We start from the raw sequence: 17,912 nt of genomic DNA on the forward strand, positions 1-17,912 counted from the left end.
TAGCATTGAAAACTAAAGATTTGGTTGTGCTTGCGGGTGTCATAGGAATTGTTATGATGATGATTCTTCCGATCCCGACATGGCTACTCGATATATTGCTAATTATAAATATTTCCCTGGCAATGATTATTCTTTTAATTGCAATGAATACGAAAGAAGCATTAGAATTTTCTATTTTCCCAGCTATGTTGCTAATCACTACATTATTCCGGCTGGCTTTGAATATATCTACAACAAAATTGATTTTGGGACAAGGGGATGCGGGTTCAGTTGTTGCTACATTTGGTAGCTGGATCGCTGGTGGACAAATCGCTATTGGATTTGTAGTTTTCCTTATTCTTGTGGTTGTACAATTTATCGTTATTACCAAAGGTTCGGAACGGGTAGCAGAAGTTGGAGCCCGTTTTACACTCGATGCTATGCCTGGTAAGCAGATGAGTATTGATGCTGATTTGAACGCAGGTCTTATCAATGAACATCAAGCGAGAGAACGTCGTAGCAAAATCGAACGTGAAGCCGATTTCTACGGAGCTATGGATGGTGCGAGTAAATTTGTTAAAGGGGATGCTATTGCGAGTATTATCATCCTCTTAATTAATCTAATTGGTGGATTTATTATCGGGATGACTGTTCACGGAATGGCATTCGCTGATGCACTTTCAACGTATTCTGTTTTAACAATTGGTGATGGTCTCGTGAGCCAGATTCCAGCATTGCTTATTTCCACAGCTGCTGGTCTGATTGTAACCCGTGCTTCTTCTGAGGGTAACTTAGCAGATGATATCACTTCACAACTATTCTCATATCCCAAATTGTTATATATCGTAGCAGGCGTAATTACACTGTTAGGTATTTTTACACCGATTCACTTTATTACAACATTCCCTCTAGCTATTCTGTTAGTATTTGCTGCTCGGAAGATGCAGTCGAATCTGGATCAAAAAGTGGTCGAAGCAGAACAGCAACAAGAAGAACAGCAGATTGAAGAAGTACGTAGTCCAGAAAGTGTTATCAATTTATTGCAGATTGATCCAATCGAATTTGAATTTGGATATGGTTTGATTCCTCTTGCAGATACGCAACAGGGCGGAGATTTATTAGACCGTATTATTATGATTCGTCGTCAATGTGCGCTAGAACTAGGTCTTGTGGTACCTGTTATCCGTATTCGGGATAATATTCAATTAAAACCGAACGAATATGTCATCAAAATTAAAGGAAATGTTGTAGGTGGTGGTGAATTACTACTAAATCACTATCTCGCTATGAGTCCTGGGTTTGATGATGATTCGATTACGGGTATAGAGACTTTAGAACCAGCTTTTGGATTGCCTGCATTATGGATAGATGAATTAACAAAAGAACGCGCTGAGTTATCAGGGTATACCGTTGTTGATCCACCTTCTGTAGTAGCTACGCATTTGACAGAATTAATCAAAAAACATTGTCACGAATTACTGGGTCGTCAAGAAACAAGAGCGCTTATTGACAACTTACGTGAGAACTATCCTGTACTTGTAGATGACTTGATTCCTTCTGTGTTAGCAGTAGGGGATGTGCAAAAAGTATTCGTTAAATTGCTAAGAGAAAAAATTTCTATTCGGGATATGGTTACAATATTCGAGACACTTGCCGATTATGGAACATATACCAAAGATCCAGATGTATTAACTGAATATGTACGTCAAGCTCTATCCCGACAAATTACGCAGCAATTTACAAGCCAGGGTGAAACACTACGTGTGATTACAGTAGGACCTAATCTGGAGAAAAAGATTGCCGAAAGTGTACAGCAATCTGAACAAGGAAGTTATCTGGCACTTGATCCGGTATCGACTCAATCGATGTATCAGAAGATGAACGAACAAGTAAATCGACTGTTACAAATGGGACAACAACCGATCGTTTTGACTTCGCCAGCTATACGCATGTATCTGCGTCAAGTGATTGAACGCACGATGCAGGATATTCCGGTTCTTTCTTACAGTGAACTTGAACCTAACGTTGAAATTCAAAGTGTCGGGGTGGTGAACTTATGAGGGTAAAACGATATATCGTTGATACAATGCCCGATGCGATGTTAAAAATTCGAACTGATCTTGGTAGCGATGCTGTAATTTTAAGTACAAAAGAGCTAAAAACCGGTGGTTTTCTAGGAATGTTTCAGAAGAAAAAGATTGAAGTCATTGCCGCAGTAGAAAAAGAGCAAGCTTCTGAACCAGTCAAAGCGCAGCCAGAAACGATTATTCCGGCTGCCTCTGCTGTACCTAAACGTGTAGTACCGGATGCTTATCGCAAATCAAGCGAAGCTTTTGCTGAATCGATGCGCCAAGCACTTGCTGGAGAACCAACCCAGTCAGCAGAAGGTAACTCGGTAGCTTCTTCAGCACCAGCTCCATCATTTAATCCATCGGTACCGGAGATTCCGCAACCAACTTTACAGCATATTCCTTTAGTACCTGAGGAATCTGTACATCGCGTCTCAGAATATAATGGGTCAGCAGATGGACTTCAACAAGAGAAGTTGTTTGAAGAATTGCGTGAAATGAAAAAAATGATGGCTGAATTGAGCCGCGAAAAAGAAATGGAAGCATTACCTGAATCATTGATCGAAATCGCAGATCGTTTAAAGAAACAAGGCATTCAACAAGAACTGCTAGATACGTGGTTAAGCGAAGCGATGGGGCAATTTCCAGCGCCTGAATTAATTACTACGGTAGATGCCAAAGCAGCAATGAAATTTCAGATCGAACAGTTTACGCAATCACGCATCGGTGGAGGCATCAACACTTCTACCAAAATTGTATACGTCGCAGGTCCTACGGGAGTAGGTAAGACGACTACAATTGCAAAGTTGGCTGCTGAACAGTTATTCAAATATAAACGTAAAGTAGGTTTTATTACTTCGGATACATATCGTATCTCGGCAGTAGAGCAGCTTAGAACCTATGCTTCTATTTTAGGTGTTCCTTTAGAAGTGGTTCAATCTCCCGGAGATTTGCAGCGCTCACTACAACGTTTAGCTGAATGTGATCTGATTCTAATGGATACGGCAGGACGTAACTACCGTAACGAATTACTTGTTTCTGAATTACAAAGTTTGTTGGCTCCTTTGGAAAATAGTGAGACGTATCTAGTGTTATCGTTTACTTCCAAAACGGAAGATATGAGAACGATCACAGAACATTTCAGCAAATACCCATTGGACAAAGTGATCTTCACCAAAGCAGATGAAACAGGAAGCTATGGTGCATTATTCAATCTTCTTCAGGAATATCCATTACGTCTATCATATATGACCAATGGACAAAATGTACCTGACGATCTGTTGATGCCAAGTCCAGATTTTCTCGCTAATCTATTACTTGGAGAGATATTGCCATGATGGATCAAGCCCAATCATTAAGAAATTTGATGTCGTCTAAAACGGTGCAACCTCCTCAAACAGAACCACGCAGTGCGAAGTTTATTACAATCACTAGCGGTAAAGGTGGAGTAGGGAAATCGAATTTCACGCTTAATTTTGCGCTTGCACTTCAGCGACTAGGGCGGAAAGTACTGGTATTTGATGCCGATATTGGAATGGCGAATATCGATGTACTGATGGGTGTGCGATCTAAATTCAATTTATCTCATCTGCTTAGCGGAGAGAAACAGATCAACGAGATTATTGAAAAGGGAGCAGGATCATTACCTTATATTGCAGGTGGGTCTGGACTGTCTTCATTGTTCTCTTTATCTGATAAAGATTTGATCTATTTTACAGATCAGATTCAGAAAGTCGCCACAGACATGGATTACATTTTGTTTGACACCGGCGCAGGTTTATCAAAAGAAACACTACAATTTATTATGTCAGCTGACGAATGTATAGTAGTGACTACTCCAGAACCAACTTCGATTACAGATGCTTATGCTTTGATTAAAGTGGTGCATGGTATGGAAGAAGATGTGTCTTTCAAACTAGTAGTAAACCGGGCTGAAAATGAAAAAGAAGCCGTACAAACATCAGACAAAATTAGATTGGTTACTAGCCGCTTTCTGAACTTGGAAATTCCGCTTTTGGGATTTGTAAGTGACGATTCTCATGTTAGTCAATCCGTAAAAAAACAAGTTCCTTTTTCAATTTACTCTCCAGGATGTCTTGCTTCTAAAGACATTCAACAGTTGGCTCAACGCTACATGGTTGCACCAAATGCAAGTTCAGAAGGAACCTTAACAGGAATCAAAGGATTTATGCAAAAATGGCTCAAACGGACTAAATGATTCTGTAGGGAACAGAGGTGCTGATAATGGCAACTTATAAAATATTAGTTGTTGACGATTCTCCTTTTATGAGAAAAATCATTTCAGATTTAATTGAGACAGATCCTCTGTTTCAAGTAATAGATACTGCAAATAACGGGCGTGAAGCTGCTAAAAAAGTAGTCGAACTTAAACCCGATGTTGTTACAATGGATGTAGAAATGCCAGAAATGAATGGTCTGGAAGCACTAAAAATTATAATGTCTCAGCGTCCTCTGCCGATAATTATGTTATCAGGCATTAATGAACAGGGTATGCGAGAAACAATTATGGCGTTGGAGAACGGAGCTTTTGACTTTATCCGTAAGCCTTCGGTCAGTAATTCGCAAGATATCGAAGAAGTTGGGCAACAATTACGCAGACAACTTCATACCGCTGTTCATGCACTGGAAAGAAACCGCAAACGGGCTGAACAAAAAAACATGGCGGCTGACGTTGCTCCGTCGCCATATCTGCAAGACAGTCAAGAGCTGCGCGAAGAAGGTCAACAACCTTCCACAGAGCCTCAGGCAGCACCTTCTGAGAAAAAACTATTAAAACGCGACGCTGACAAACGTCTGGATCAAGGTCGTCCAGAGCGCTTTCAGGTCAAACCGGCACCACAGACTCCAAACACAAATGTACGTCCTTCACGTCCAGAAGTATCAACAGATAAAACAGCGCAAGATAAACGTTCAGTAGCTCCTAAGCCCGCTGATACACGTCCTGTGTCCAAGCCATCTTTTGTTACTGGAACTCCGGCTAAAAAGCAACCGGAACTTCCAACTAAACCTGTGCGCGAAGAAGAACCAAAACGAACAAAACCGGTTATTACTCCGCCGGTAGCACCTGTTTTCAAAAAAGAAATCGAAAAACCAGTAGCACCTTCTTCACCACCAACGGCTACGCCTGCGTTAAATCGCCCAGCAGCCGTTGAACGTAACACAGCTCCTTGGCGTCAACTGGTAGCAGTTGGATGCTCTACCGGCGGTCCTAGGGCGCTTAAAAGCTTACTAGAAAATATTCCGGCTAACTTCCCGGCTCCGATTGTGATTGTTCAGCATATGCCGCCGAATTTTACACGATCTCTGGCACAGCGTTTGAACAGTTTAAGTCGTATTACTGTGGTTGAAGCAGAACAGGGAATGGTTCTTCAAGCAGGTACAGCTTATATTGCTCCTGGTGGCTATCATATGACAGTCACTCGTAGCCAAGGAAGTTACCGAATACAGCTTTCTCAAGAACCACCACGCAATGGACATCGCCCTTCAGTGGATACGCTTTTTGCCTCTATCCAACCTTTTACCGATCTACAGCGTCATGCTGTACTAATGACCGGTATGGGAAGCGATGGCGCAAGAGAAATGAAAAATTTATATGATAGCGGTATAAACTCTACCATCGCAGAAAACGAAGATACCTGTGTAGTGTACGGAATGCCGCGGTCGGCTGTAGAGCTCGGATGTGTAAATCATCTGCTCCCACTGCCAGAAATTGCGCCTAAACTTATACAAATCGTTAAATAGTTTACAACAAGCTATATGCTATCTTATGGAGGAGGTGTCTCACGGTGGACATGAATCAATATTTAAACATGTTTATTGATGAGTCGAACGATCATCTACAATCGTTGAATGAAAAAATGCTGGAATTGGAAAGCAGCCCGGCTGACCTTGGGATTGTCCAAGTTATTTTCCGTTCAGCACATACGCTTAAAGGTATGGCTGCAACAATGGGATTTGAAGATTTAGCAGCATTGACGCACCAAATGGAAAATGTACTTGATTTGGTACGTAATGAAAAATTAGCCATGCAAGAATTTATTTTCGATACATTATTTAAAAGTCTAGATGCTTTGGAATCCATGGTTCAAGACATTACACAAGGTGGAGAAGGTAAAGCGGATGTAACAGCAATCGTGGAATCTCTGCAAGCGATTGTACGCGGAGAAATGACACCTGCTGCACCGGCAGCAACTGTAGCTGCTACGCCAACACCGTCTGCTGTAACTGCTGATGCTGAAGTTGTTCAAGAGAGCAAAGGAATCCAATTGGATGAGTTCCAGCAATCTGTTATTGAACAATCGATGTCTGAAGGTCATCAAGCACTTTACGTTGAAGTTTTTATTCGTGAAGATTGTCAATTAAAAGCGGTTCGCGCATACATGGTATTCGATATGTTAGAGCGTTTCGGTGAAGTCATCAAATCCGAACCGTCTACACAAGATATCGAACAAGACAAATTCGATCGTAGCTTCTCTCTGTATTACATTACGCAAAAAGATCAAGATGAACTTAAAACGATGATTCTGGGCGTATCTGAGATTGAGAATGTAACGATGACACGTTTGGATGCAGAATCTTTGAAAGAAATGTCTGCTCCAGCAAATCAATCATCTCCAATTGCTGCTGAAACAGTATCTTTAGAAGCTACACCTTCCACTTCAGCTCCTGTAGTAGAAGATAAAGCAGTAGTAGCACCACCACAAGCAAAAGCAGCTGCGAAATCTCCAGTTGCTGCTCCATCTCGCACAATTCGCGTAGATATCGATCGCCTAGATGTTCTTATGAACTTATTCAGCGAATTGCTAATTGACCGTGTACGTTTAGAGCAATTGGCTAGTGAAGTGAAAGTACCTGCATTAACAGATGCTGTCGAGCATATGGGACGTGTAAGTAGTGATTTGCAAAATATCGTACTGAAATTGAGAATGGTTCCGGTAGACACAGTGTTTAACCGTTTCCCTCGTATGGTACGTGATTTGGCCAAATCATTAGACAAAAAACTAGACTTGATTATCACAGGTGCTGAAACCGAGCTAGACCGCACAGTTATCGACGAAATCGGTGATCCACTGGTGCATTTATTGCGTAACTCAGTTGACCATGGTGTTGAGCCAATTGCAGATCGTATTGCAGCAGGTAAAGACGAGACCGGTGTAGTCAAACTAAGCGCATTCCATAGTGGTAATCATGTATTTATCGAAATTGAAGATGATGGACGTGGGATTTACCGCGATAAGATTCTTCAAAGCGCAATTAAAAAAGGTGTTGTGACTCAAGAGCAATCGGTCACAATGAAAGATGAAGAAGTATACCAACTTCTTTTTGCACCAGGATTCAGTACAGCAGAAGTTATCTCTGATATTTCTGGACGCGGTGTAGGTCTAGACGTGGTTAAATCCAAAATTTCATCACTTGGTGGACATGTAACGGTATACTCCACACCAGGTAAAGGAACCAAGTTCTCTGTACAACTACCACTCACATTGTCCATTATTTCAGCAATGTTGATCCGCGTAGGTTCGGAGAAATATGCGATTCCATTAACTTCGATTGTGGAAACAGGCATTATCAAATCCAAACAGGTACGTGATTTGCATGGTAGTCAATTGATTCCTTATCGTGAAACGCATATTCCGTTACTTTCACTAAGTCGTGTATTCGAAGTTCCAGACTTTGATGAGCGTGAAGAGGAAGAAACAGAGATTGTTGTAATCCGTAAAGGTGACAAACTAGCAGCACTAGCTGTTGAGAACTTCATTGGTCAAAACGAAATCGTTCTGAAAAGCTTGGGCAAATATCTTCCAGATATTCAAGGCGTTTCAGGAGCAACGATTCTTGGAGACGGCCAAGTGGCTTTGATTATTGATCCGAATGCATTTATCAAGTGATGTAGTTTATAACAAGGAGGATTTACCATGGCAGAAGATATAAAAGTTATTGTTTTCAAACTTGCAAAAGAAGAATACGGTATTGAAGTAGATAAAGTACAAACGATTGAGCGTATGTTACCTATTACGCGTGTACCTAAAACATTTGATTTTGTAAAAGGTGTTATTAATTTACGTGGTGTGGTTATTCCAGTTATCGATCTTCGTGGTCGTTTTAACCTTCCAGAAAATGAATATAACGATCAAACACGTATTATCATCGTAGAGGTAGATACAACTCAAGTTGGATTTATTGTAGATTCAGCTAACGATGTAGTAGATTTAGATCGCGGACGTATTGAGAAACCGCCAGAAGTTGTAGGCGGAGTGAAAGCAAGATATCTTGATGGAGTTGCTAAGCTGGACGAAGAACGGCTGCTGATTATGCTTAACCTTGCTGAAGTCTTGAACCGAAGCGAAGTCAGTCAACTAGAAAATATCGAGGATTAAGCTTATGAACCTTTTTGGTAATCTTGAAGGGTTCAAAATGGATGTTCTAAAAGAAGTGGGAAATATAGGGGCAGGCAATGCAGCCACTGCCCTTTCCCAGCTTTTAGATAAACCGATTGATATGGCAGTACCGAAAGTTCAAATTCTACCTTTTGAAAAAATCGCTGATAAAGTTGGCGGACCTGAACAAATCGTTCTTGCTGTTTTCTTTCGTGTAGAAGGTGAAGCACCGGGCAATTTGTTTTTTATTCTAACTCCTGAAGCAGGTAAAGGATTGCTTCATCGTTTAGCAGGGATTGAAGCCAGCGATGAAGAATTTTTTAATGAGATGGAACAATCTGCACTTTCAGAAATTGGAAATATTTTGGCAGGTTCGTATTTATCTTCATTAGCAGACTTTACCAAACTTTCAATGACACCTACAGTGCCTGGACTCGCAATGGATATGGCAGGCGCAATTTTGAACTACGGTCTGATCCAATTCGGAGAAATGGGTGACGATGCGTTGTTGATCGATACTACATTTTTAGAAGGAAAAGAAGAAGTGGAAGGGCAGTTTTTCTTGATTCCGGACCCTGAATCTTTTGATAAAATTTTCAAATCATTAGGAGTTCCATTGACTGATGATTGAAGAGCAAAACATTGTTAAAGTGGGTATGGCGGATTTAAACGTCGTGAAAACATCCGGAATTATTCGAACGACGGGACTTGGTTCTTGTGTGGGCCTAACGCTATATGACAAAAACATTCAACTTGCAGGGATGGCTCATGTGATGCTTCCTTCATCGGATATTGCTAGAGACGGACAATTGAATATAGCAAAATACGCAGATACTGCACTTCCAGAATTAGTTCGCAAAATGACTGAGCTTGGCGCTTCACGCTCACGATTGGTTGCCAAAATGGCTGGTGGTGCTCAAATGTTTAATTTTTCTAGTGGTGGTGATCACATGCGAATTGGTCCTCGTAATGTGGAAGCATGTAAATTGTTTTTAGAAGAGTACAAAATTCCATTGTTAGCAGAGGACACTGGCGCTAATTACGGACGAACCATAGAGATGGATTGTATTTCTGGGATTTTGTTCATAAGAAGTGTACAAATGGGTAAGAAGGAATTATAGCCTATGGTAGGGAATATTAAAATTAATCTCTGGTTAGGCTTTATCGGTTTTTTGATTACTTTTTTTGCTTCTATCGAAAACAATTTATGGACCACGAGTTTATTTAGAGGGGTTTTAGGATTCGCATTATGGTTTTTCTTGGCATTCGTGTTGCGCTTTGTTTTAGGGATTCTAGCCAATCCTGCAAGCGCAACATCGAATAAGCCTTCTAGCCCTACTTCTTCGGGAAATGAATCAACTTCTGTTTCCGCAGATGATCCAAATAGAGGCAGCCAATTTGATGTAGTCACACCTGATCAAGATCAGGAATTAAGTGACTTACTAACACCGAAACCAACAGACACAGTGGAAAAGGATAGCTTTGCTCCTCTTAATCCACCCAAACTGGTTTCAACCAAGCAACAAGATCCGGAGGAAATGGCGAAGGCTGTTCGTCACCTGACACAAAAGTAAGGAGGGTGAAAGCAATTGAGCGAGCAAAAAGCAACCCATCTAAATCATTCAGAGTTGTGGGTACAGTGGAAGGAGTATGGAAACGTCGAAGCCAAGAAGAAGCTAATTGAAAACTACTATGGCACCGTTGAATATGTTTCCAGCCGCCTTGCAATTGGATTACCCAAAAATGTCTCTAAAGATGATCTGATGAGTAATGGAGTTATGGGTTTAATTGATGCAATTGAAAAGTTTGATTATAAACGTGGACTTCAATTTGAAACATATGCTTCTTGGAGAGTACGTGGTGCGATATTGGATGGTCTTCGTCAAGGAGATTGGGTTCCAAGATCGGTACGTGAGAAAGCGCGCAAAATTGAAGACGCCTATCAGCAATTGGAACAAAAATATCTACGTTCTGTATCGGATGCAGAAATTAGTAACTATTTGGATATTACAGAAAAAGACTTTCAAAATATGCTTCAAGACGTAGCGGTTATGACGATTACTTCATTGGAAGATCCTATTCGTGAAGAAGAGTCTGAAACAAGAATGTCTTTGATCGTAGATGAGAAAGCCAAAAATCCAGATCGTACTGTAAACGATTTTGTACTTAAAGAATCGCTTATGAAAGGTATTGAAAAGCTTACCGATAAAGAGAGAACGGTTGTATCACTACTTTATTATGAAGACCTATCACTCAGTGAGATTGCTGAAGTCATGTCATTATCACCATCACGAATCTCTCAACTTCATTCCAAAGCTATTCTACGATTACGTGGAGCACTGGATAAGCAAAAAGGTCTATTAATGCAAGACATGTGAGACGCCGCTACTTGTATGAAAGGGTGAATTAGGCGTGACCTCTCAATTAGCAATAGACCCGTATTTAAAAGTTATTTTTTCTGATGATAAATCTGTCGCCTATCTTGAATTTACTAAGTTTGATCAAGAATTTGAATGCACAGCCGAACAACTGGAGGGATTTTTGCGTACGCAAGGCTTGAGTAATGGAATTGATTCAATCATCTTACAACAAATTTCTAGCAATCCTGAAGCTTATACTTTGGACAAAGTGATCGTTGCTCAAGGACAAAAGCCAGTGAATGGAATAGATGGAAGAATTGAATATACCGTATCATTTGATGATGTTGGTAGAAGACCACTCGAAACTCAAGATGGTAAAGTAGACTACAAAGAATTAGTACAACTGAACAATGTTCGTAAAGGACAAATGATCGGTAAAAAAATCGATCCTTTACCAGGGCAAGATGGAATATCTGTTACAGGAGAACCTATTCCTTACAAAGCAGGTAAAGAAGCTCGATTTAAAGTAGGTAAAAATATTGTATTAAATCCTGAACATACCGTTATATATGCTGCTTTGGATGGTATGATATCTTTAACCGAAAAAAGTAAAATTAATGTATTTCCTGTGTATGAAGTTAACGGAGATATAGATTACCATACAGGTAATATCGACTTTGTAGGAACAGTCGTTATTCGTGGTAATGTGTTATCTAATTTTCGCGTTAAAGCATCTGGAGATATTAGAATTGTTGGCGGTGTAGAAGGCGCAGAGCTAGAAGCTGGTGGTTCAATTGAAATCACAGGCGGAGTGATCGGTTATCATAAAGGTCTGGTCAAAGCAGCCGTCAATGTCAAAAGTTCATTTATCCAGGATGGAAATGTAGAAGCTGGTGAAGCGGTAATTGTTTCTCAAAGTATTATGCATTCTAACGTGCGTGCTGGTAAAAGTATTTTCTGTAATGGACCTAAAGGGTTAATTGTAGGTGGACAATTACAAGCAGGTGAAACAGTTGTTGCGCGAACCATTGGTAATACGAGCTTTACAGTAACGGATATTGAAGTAGGCGTATTGCCTGAACTACGCAATCAATTAGGTGTGTTGCGTAAAGAATTAAAAACGCATGTGGAAAATTTGGAAAAAACAGAGAAAGCACTTCATTTACTCGATCAGCTTGCTTCTGCTGGACAACTAGGTTCAGACAAATTGGCTTTGCGTATTAAATTATCGGCGACTAAAAAAAGCCAACTGCGTGAACATGATGAAATCAAAGAAAGTATTTGGGAAATTGAAAGAACACTTGAAGAATCAGCAAAAGCCAAAGTTGAAGTGATTCATACGATTTTTGGCGGTTCCAAAGTTGTGATCGGTCGATATACCAAATATATTAAGGATACCTCTGAACGTGTTAGCTTCACATATGATGATGGTGATATTGTGATGGTTTCCAACCATTAATTGACCATAAGGTGGGGTGTTTGAAATGAGTATGCGAAATATTGAATTGCAAATTGCTATTCCTAGAACCAGTGAAGTGAGTAAAATTCAACAAGCGCACTTGTTGCGTCCAGCGATTGATCAGACTTTACTGGCCGAGCAAATAAATGAGCATACAGAGCGTATGCGTAACCGTAGTGGAGAAGTAAGCGAGTCGTCTTCCAACTTTATTCATGATGGAGAAGCTGGAGAACATCATCATACGGCGAGCGAGCATCAATCAGACGAACACCCTACTCCTGAAGCTACGCCAGCGGAACATCCTTACAAAGGCAAGAATATCGATTTGTCTTTCTAAAAATGTAAACCACATAAAAAGTGAGTTGAATGAATTTGCCAGGATGGATATATATTGTTCTGATCGGGGCAGTCGCGATTGTATATGGATTTTTGTTACCCAAAGCTCGTAATGTGGCAGCTACCGCTCAGTCTATGGCTACTGTGGATAAAGTAGAGGATACATTGGAACATTATATGGCCGAGATCGAGAAAGAGAACGAAGAGATTATTGATCTAGTCTCCAAAATCAAACAAGAGTCTACAGCGAAGCAATTAGCGCTGCAAGAGCAGTTAACCGAAATGAGACAACGTTTGATACAGTTAGAACAAAAGCCAGATCCTGTTATAATGCAACCTGTTGCTCAGCCGATACCTCCTACGCAGAATCCTTCTTATATGCCATCACAGGGCACAGGAACGCAAGGAGATGCGTTACGAGAGTCAGCTGCGCGAATGGCGCAAGAGCATAGTGAGCCAATTGTAGAACAGCAAGCAGATACGACAGAACGTATTCAGGATCGCTATCAAGAACTGTTTGCCCTTTACAAAAATGGGAAGTCAATTGATACAATAGCCAAAACGGTAGGTTTACAACGTGGCGAAGTTCAATTGATTTTGCAGTTGGCCAAACAGGAGGATCATACGTGATTAAAAACCGTTCTTTGATGATTGGGATAGGAATAGGAATTATTATTGGTGCTGTATTGCTTCAACTTTTCAATATTGGCAAAGGACAAACGATGCTTGATGGTACACAGCTAACAGCTGAGCAGATTCGAGAAGCGGCTCAAGCTCAAAATATGCAGGTGTATGCTTCAACAGAGAAAGTCTATAGTAGCGACGAGTGGAAACAGTTGCAACAAGAAGAAAAGCAAAAAGAAGAAGCAGCCAAACAGGCGAAGGAAAAAGCGAACGGTCAGTCTACTACAAAAGAACCGACCAGTGAGCAACCGACGACGCCAGAAGATCCGACAACACCAGAGTCTAAAGAAACCAAAACGACCACTAATTCAACAACGCCTAAAACAAGTAATCCAAGTTCTCCGGCACAACCGAATACACCAACTACTTTTAAGATTACAAGCGGAGAAATGCTTAATGATATCGCTTATAATTTAAAAACAGAAGGTGTGATCAACAGTCAAAAAGAATTTGTGAATCGTGTTTCAGAACTCAAAGCCAATACTAAATTACAGGTTGGTACTTTTACGCTAAATGCGGGTGAAGATCTGGATTCGATTATTGATAAGATTACACATGAGCCGTCTCAATAATGTGATTACTGCATTATTAAGACGGCTTCACGTCTGAATATGATCCCATATACATAATGATCAATTTGGGTGTTGCGCAATAGCTATTTGATGTGATATATTAACTAATGGTGTTAAAACACACGCATTCTGATTTCAGGTAAAGGTGCTTTTCAGACGAAAAGTTTTACCGAAAGTTGACGTTTGCGGAGGCACACAAAAAACCAAAATAATAGGAGGTACATGGATATGGCAGTTATTTCCATGAAACAGCTTTTAGAAGCTGGCGTACACTTCGGTCACCAAACACGTCGTTGGAACCCGAAAATGGATCGTTACATTTTTACAGAAAGAAACGGAATTTACATCATTGATTTGCAAAAAACAGTGAAAAAAGTTGACGAAGCTTACAACTTTGTAAAATCCATCGCTGCTGACGGCGGTACAGTATTGTTCGTTGGTACGAAAAAACAAGCTCAAGATTCTGTTAAAGAAGAAGCTGAGCGTTCTGGTCAATTCTACATCAACCAACGTTGGTTGGGTGGAACTCTAACTAACTTTGAAACGATCAAAAAACGTATCAATCGTTTGAAAGAGTTGGAAAAATGGGAAGAAGACGGTACTTTCGAAGTTCTTCCTAAAAAAGAAGTAATCTTGCTTCGCAAAGAAAAAGATCGTCTTGAGAAATTCTTGGGCGGTATCAAAAACATGAAAGGTTTGCCTAGCGCGTTGTTCATCATCGATCCTCGTAAAGAGCGTATCGCTGTTGCAGAAGCACGTAAATTGGGTATTCCAATCGTAGGTATCGTTGATACTAACTGTGATCCAGACGAAATCGATTATGTTATTCCTGGTAATGATGACGCGATTCGCGCTGTTAAATTGTTGACTGGAAAAATGGCTGATGCTGTGGTTGAAGCTAACCAAGGCGAGCAAACTGCATAATTGTTTCTATTCATATTGTCTTTAAATGAATGACAAAATAAAAAGGGTGGTTGGCAGGTGGATAACCTCTCACTGCCCTTTTTTTAAGATGATGTATAAAAAAACTAAATTTTTAATTATATGGAGGTTACAACAATGGCAGTTAATGCTAGCGCAGTAAAAGAACTTCGTGAAAAAACAGGCGCAGGAATGTTAGATTGTAAAAAAGCGCTTGAAGAAACAAATGGTGATATCGCTAAAGCAGTAGACGTACTTCGTGAAAAAGGTCTTTCTGCAGCAGCTGGTAAAGCTGGACGCGCTGCAACAGAAGGCGTAGTTGAATCTTACATCCACGCTGGTGGTCGTATCGGCGTATTGGTAGAAATCAACTGTGAAACTGACTTTGTTGGTAAAACAGACCAATTTAAAGAGTTTGCACGCGATATCGCTATGCAAATCGCAGCAGCTAGCCCATTGTATGTTCGTCGTGAAGAAGTTCCTACAGAAGCTCTTGAGAAAGAAAAAGAAATTTTGAAAGCTCAAGCGTTAAACGAAGGCAAACCAGAAAAAATCGTTGAAAAAATGGTTGAAGGCCGCATCGGTAAATACTATGAAGAGTATTGCTTGATGGAGCAAACTTTCGTTAAAAACCCTGATAAAACAATCGATCAATTGTTGAATGAAAAAATCAGCACAATCGGTGAAAATATTTCAATCCGTCGCTTCGTTCGTTATGAACTAGGTGAAGGTCTTGAGAAAAAACAAGACAACTTTGTTGAAGAAGTTATGGCACAAGTAAATCAATAATCGCGACTAGCGACAAAGCGATTTACAATAACCGGAACACGATTTAAGAATAGAACAGAAGGAAGGGACACAGACTGTGTTCCTTCTTTTGTAAAATCTTATCATTCCGAGAACCTCATGGCAGAGCCGGAACAGGCAGTATTAGCGCCCTATCCGGCTTTATTACCATCAGGACTAATTTTCACAAAGTGGAGGGTATACAATTGAATAAACCTGTATTTAAAAGAGTTGTCTTGAAAGTCAGCGGTGAATCATTATCGGGTCAAAACGGATACGGTATTGATGCCGATACAATCGTCTCAATTGCCAATCAGATCAAAGAAGTCGTCGCGTTGGGTGTAGAAGTTGCGATTGTATGTGGAGGAGGCAACATCTGGCGGGGAATCGCGGGTAGCGCAAATGGTATTGACCGCGCGACAGCCGATTATATGGGTATGCTTGCTACTGTAATGAATTCTTTAGCTTTGCAAGATGCATTAGAGCAAATTGAAGTTCCTACTCGTGTGCAGACTTCTATTGCAATGCAACAAATCGCAGAACCCTATATTCGCAGAAGAGCTATTCGTCACTTAGAAAAAGGTCGTGTCGTTATTTTCGCAGCGGGTACGGGTAATCCTTTCTTCTCTACAGATACAACAGCTGCTTTACGTGCTGCTGAAATCGAAGCAGAAGTTATTTTGATGGCGAAAAACAAAGTGGATGGCGTTTACTCAGCAGATCCATTTAAAGATGAAAATGCTCAAAAATTCGAACAGCTTACATACCTGGATATCTTGAACCAAAATCTAGGTGTAATGGACTCTACAGCTTCATCGTTATGTATGGATAACAATATTCCACTCATCGTGTTTGCGATTACCGAAGAAGGAAACATCAAACGGGTCGTGCTCGGCGAGAAGATCGGGACGATCGTCAAAGGGAGTGTAGATTAATGCCTCAATCAATCAAAAAAAGTGCAGAAGAACGCATGGAAAAAGCGATTCAAGCGTTAAGTCGTGATCTATCCACGCTTCGTGCTGGACGCGCTTCATCTTCTATTTTAGATCGCGTACAAGTTGAATATTATGGTGCTTTGACACCTCTTAATCAATTGGCTAATATCAGTACTCCAGATTCTCGTACATTGATTATTCAGCCTTGGGATAAATCTTCTTTAGCTGATATTGAACGTGCGATTATGAAGTCAGATTTGGGTCTTACACCTGCTAACGATGGTAACATCGTACGCTTGAGTATTCCTGCTTTGACAGAAGAACGTCGTTCTGAATTAGTGAAATTAACTAAAAAGTTTGGCGAAGAATCTAAAGTTGCGGTTCGTAATATTCGTCGTGATGCAAATGAAGATATCAAAAAGCTAGAAAAAACAGATATCTCTGAGGACGAATCACGTCGTCACCAAGAAGATGTTCAAAAACTTACGGACAAATTCATTGCGGAAGTCGACAATGTACTTGCTTCAAAAGAAAAAGAGATTATGGAAGTGTAAGAGACTTACGACCCCTCCGAATAGGTGGGGTTTGTCTCTTTTCACTACTGGCATGGAGGAAAAGTGATGCTCAAGCGTGTTCGCTCGTGGTGGAAAAAGGAAGAGCTACAGGTTTCCGCCGAGCTTTCGCAAGATAATATTCCAAAGCATATCGCTATCATTATGGATGGCAATGGACGATGGGCGAAAAGTTTGGGATTACCGCGTGTAATGGGTCATCAAAATGGTATGAAGGCTGTAAAGCGTGCCACAATTGCTGCGGATGACTTGGGAGTTCAATATTTAACCATGTATGCTTTCTCTACTGAAAATTGGAAAAGACCCAAAGAGGAAGTTGACTTTTTGATGAAACTTCCTGGTGAATTTATAGTATCTGAATTGGATGAATTGATTGAAAAAAATGTACAGATTCGTTTGATGGGACACAAAGAGGTATTGCCTCCTCATACGATAGAGCCTTTGGAAAAAGCGATTCGCGATACTGCTAATAATACAGGGCTGGTACTTACATTTGCTCTGAATTATGGAGGTCGTGATGAAATTACTGAAGGTGTTAAAGAAGTAGCACAAGCGGTACAAAACGGTACAATGCGTATAGAAGATATCACTTCTGAAAGTTTTGAGCGTGTTTTGCAATCGTCAGGGATGCCTGATCCTGATTTACTTATACGAACAAGCGGAGAACTTCGCCTGAGTAATTTTATGTTGTGGCAACTTGCCTATACAGAATTGTGGTTTACTCCTATTTTTTGGCCAGAGTTTGGCAAGCAACATATGATCGAAGCGGTAGTAGAATACCAGCGTAGAACTCGTAGATATGGTGGTTTGAAATGAATGGGAATCTCTGCAATGGCAGGGG

General features: G+C 40.5%; 19 protein-coding genes. All 19 read left to right on the forward strand.

Features of this window, described 5'->3' with window-relative positions; all coding sequences use genetic code 11:
* Positions 1-5 precede the first annotated feature (5 nt).
* The 19 genes from flhA to QE450_RS05950 all read left to right on the forward strand — a co-directional run bounded on the left by flhA (position 6) and on the right by QE450_RS05950 (position 17,887).
* Positions 6-2,039, forward strand: a complete 2,034-nt coding sequence (gene flhA, locus QE450_RS05860; protein ID WP_273615782.1) for a flagellar biosynthesis protein FlhA — start codon at positions 6-8, stop codon at positions 2,037-2,039.
* A complete protein-coding gene (gene flhF / locus QE450_RS05865; protein WP_307297758.1) occupies positions 2,036-3,385 on the forward strand; it encodes a flagellar biosynthesis GTPase FlhF in 1,350 nt (449 codons plus the stop codon). The genes flhA and flhF overlap by 4 nt, the downstream gene beginning before the upstream one ends.
* The gene (locus QE450_RS05870) at positions 3,382-4,266 is read left to right on the forward strand and encodes a MinD/ParA family protein (protein ID WP_273615784.1); all 885 of its coding nucleotides are present in this window, start codon (positions 3,382-3,384) and stop codon (positions 4,264-4,266) included. The genes flhF and QE450_RS05870 overlap by 4 nt, the downstream gene beginning before the upstream one ends.
* 26 nt (positions 4,267-4,292) lie before the next feature.
* Positions 4,293-5,810, forward strand: coding sequence for a protein-glutamate methylesterase/protein-glutamine glutaminase (locus QE450_RS05875; protein ID WP_307297761.1), 1,518 nt, complete (start codon positions 4,293-4,295; stop codon positions 5,808-5,810).
* Positions 5,811-5,854: 44 nt separating this feature from the next.
* Positions 5,855-7,957 (forward strand): chemotaxis protein CheA, encoded by a 2,103-nt coding sequence (locus QE450_RS05880; RefSeq protein WP_274170304.1) that lies wholly within the window; start codon positions 5,855-5,857, stop codon positions 7,955-7,957.
* A 27-nt stretch (positions 7,958-7,984) separates the two neighbouring features.
* Positions 7,985-8,446 (forward strand): chemotaxis protein CheW, encoded by a 462-nt coding sequence (locus QE450_RS05885; protein ID WP_204824557.1) that lies wholly within the window; start codon positions 7,985-7,987, stop codon positions 8,444-8,446.
* A 4-nt stretch (positions 8,447-8,450) separates the two neighbouring features.
* Entirely contained in the window at positions 8,451-9,077 is a 627-nt protein-coding gene (locus QE450_RS05890) for a chemotaxis protein CheC (RefSeq protein ID WP_273615787.1), read from the forward strand.
* Positions 9,070-9,567, forward strand: coding sequence for a chemotaxis protein CheD (locus QE450_RS05895; RefSeq protein ID WP_273615788.1), 498 nt, complete (start codon positions 9,070-9,072; stop codon positions 9,565-9,567). Before QE450_RS05890 ends, QE450_RS05895 begins: the two co-directional genes overlap by 8 nt.
* Positions 9,568-9,570: 3 nt before the next feature.
* Positions 9,571-10,020 carry a hypothetical protein gene (locus QE450_RS05900; RefSeq protein ID WP_273615789.1) on the forward strand — a complete coding sequence of 150 codons (450 nt, stop codon included), beginning with the start codon at positions 9,571-9,573 and terminating at the stop codon, positions 10,018-10,020.
* A 15-nt stretch (positions 10,021-10,035) separates the two neighbouring features.
* On the forward strand, positions 10,036-10,824 hold the full coding sequence (locus tag QE450_RS05905; RefSeq protein ID WP_273615790.1) for a FliA/WhiG family RNA polymerase sigma factor: 789 nt from the start codon (positions 10,036-10,038) through the stop codon (positions 10,822-10,824).
* Between the two features lie 34 nt (positions 10,825-10,858).
* Entirely contained in the window at positions 10,859-12,265 is a 1,407-nt protein-coding gene (locus QE450_RS05910; protein ID WP_273615791.1) for a flagellar assembly protein A, read from the forward strand.
* 25 nt (positions 12,266-12,290) lie between these two features.
* Positions 12,291-12,602, forward strand: coding sequence for a hypothetical protein (locus QE450_RS05915; RefSeq protein WP_273615792.1), 312 nt, complete (start codon positions 12,291-12,293; stop codon positions 12,600-12,602).
* A gap of 29 nt (positions 12,603-12,631) precedes the next feature.
* Positions 12,632-13,231: a DUF6115 domain-containing protein gene (locus tag QE450_RS05920; protein ID WP_273615793.1), complete on the forward strand. Its 600-nt coding sequence runs from the start codon at positions 12,632-12,634 to the stop codon at positions 13,229-13,231.
* Entirely contained in the window at positions 13,228-13,857 is a 630-nt protein-coding gene (locus QE450_RS05925; protein WP_307297770.1) for an MltG/YceG/YrrL family protein, read from the forward strand. Before QE450_RS05920 ends, QE450_RS05925 begins: the two co-directional genes overlap by 4 nt.
* A gap of 228 nt (positions 13,858-14,085) precedes the next feature.
* Positions 14,086-14,781 (forward strand): 30S ribosomal protein S2, encoded by a 696-nt coding sequence (gene rpsB, locus QE450_RS05930; RefSeq protein ID WP_069327352.1) that lies wholly within the window; start codon positions 14,086-14,088, stop codon positions 14,779-14,781.
* Positions 14,782-14,916: 135 nt separating this feature from the next.
* On the forward strand, positions 14,917-15,567 hold the full coding sequence (gene tsf / locus QE450_RS05935; RefSeq protein WP_204824548.1) for a translation elongation factor Ts: 651 nt from the start codon (positions 14,917-14,919) through the stop codon (positions 15,565-15,567).
* A 203-nt stretch (positions 15,568-15,770) separates the two neighbouring features.
* On the forward strand, positions 15,771-16,499 hold the full coding sequence (gene pyrH, locus QE450_RS05940) for a UMP kinase (RefSeq protein ID WP_069327350.1): 729 nt from the start codon (positions 15,771-15,773) through the stop codon (positions 16,497-16,499).
* Entirely contained in the window at positions 16,499-17,053 is a 555-nt protein-coding gene (gene frr, locus QE450_RS05945; protein WP_273615795.1) for a ribosome recycling factor, read from the forward strand. The genes pyrH and frr overlap by 1 nt, the downstream gene beginning before the upstream one ends.
* Before the next feature lie 66 nt (positions 17,054-17,119).
* A complete protein-coding gene (locus QE450_RS05950) occupies positions 17,120-17,887 on the forward strand; it encodes an undecaprenyl pyrophosphate synthase (RefSeq protein ID WP_273615796.1) in 768 nt (255 codons plus the stop codon).
* Positions 17,888-17,912 lie beyond the last annotated feature (25 nt).

Origin of the sequence: Paenibacillus sp. SORGH_AS_0306, from assembly GCF_030819345.1 — a bacterium.
Lineage (GTDB): Bacteria > Bacillota > Bacilli > Paenibacillales > Paenibacillaceae > Saccharibacillus > Saccharibacillus kyungheensis.

Coding starts and splice junctions, on each gene's coding strand:
- QE450_RS05870 (WP_273615784.1), top strand. CDS start 3,382: ATGATGGATCAAGCCCAATCATTAAGAAATTTGATGTCGTCTAAAACG.
- QE450_RS05875 (WP_307297761.1), top strand. CDS start 4,293: ATGGCAACTTATAAAATATTAGTTGTTGACGATTCTCCTTTTATGAGA.
- frr (WP_273615795.1), top strand. CDS start 16,499: ATGCCTCAATCAATCAAAAAAAGTGCAGAAGAACGCATGGAAAAAGCG.
- QE450_RS05890 (WP_273615787.1), top strand. CDS start 8,451: ATGAACCTTTTTGGTAATCTTGAAGGGTTCAAAATGGATGTTCTAAAA.
- QE450_RS05895 (WP_273615788.1), top strand. CDS start 9,070: ATGATTGAAGAGCAAAACATTGTTAAAGTGGGTATGGCGGATTTAAAC.
- QE450_RS05885 (WP_204824557.1), top strand. CDS start 7,985: ATGGCAGAAGATATAAAAGTTATTGTTTTCAAACTTGCAAAAGAAGAA.
- QE450_RS05950 (WP_273615796.1), top strand. CDS start 17,120: ATGCTCAAGCGTGTTCGCTCGTGGTGGAAAAAGGAAGAGCTACAGGTT.
- QE450_RS05915 (WP_273615792.1), top strand. CDS start 12,291: ATGAGTATGCGAAATATTGAATTGCAAATTGCTATTCCTAGAACCAGT.
- QE450_RS05900 (WP_273615789.1), top strand. CDS start 9,571: ATGGTAGGGAATATTAAAATTAATCTCTGGTTAGGCTTTATCGGTTTT.
- QE450_RS05920 (WP_273615793.1), top strand. CDS start 12,632: ATGAATTTGCCAGGATGGATATATATTGTTCTGATCGGGGCAGTCGCG.
- flhF (WP_307297758.1), top strand. CDS start 2,036: ATGAGGGTAAAACGATATATCGTTGATACAATGCCCGATGCGATGTTA.
- tsf (WP_204824548.1), top strand. CDS start 14,917: ATGGCAGTTAATGCTAGCGCAGTAAAAGAACTTCGTGAAAAAACAGGC.
- rpsB (WP_069327352.1), top strand. CDS start 14,086: ATGGCAGTTATTTCCATGAAACAGCTTTTAGAAGCTGGCGTACACTTC.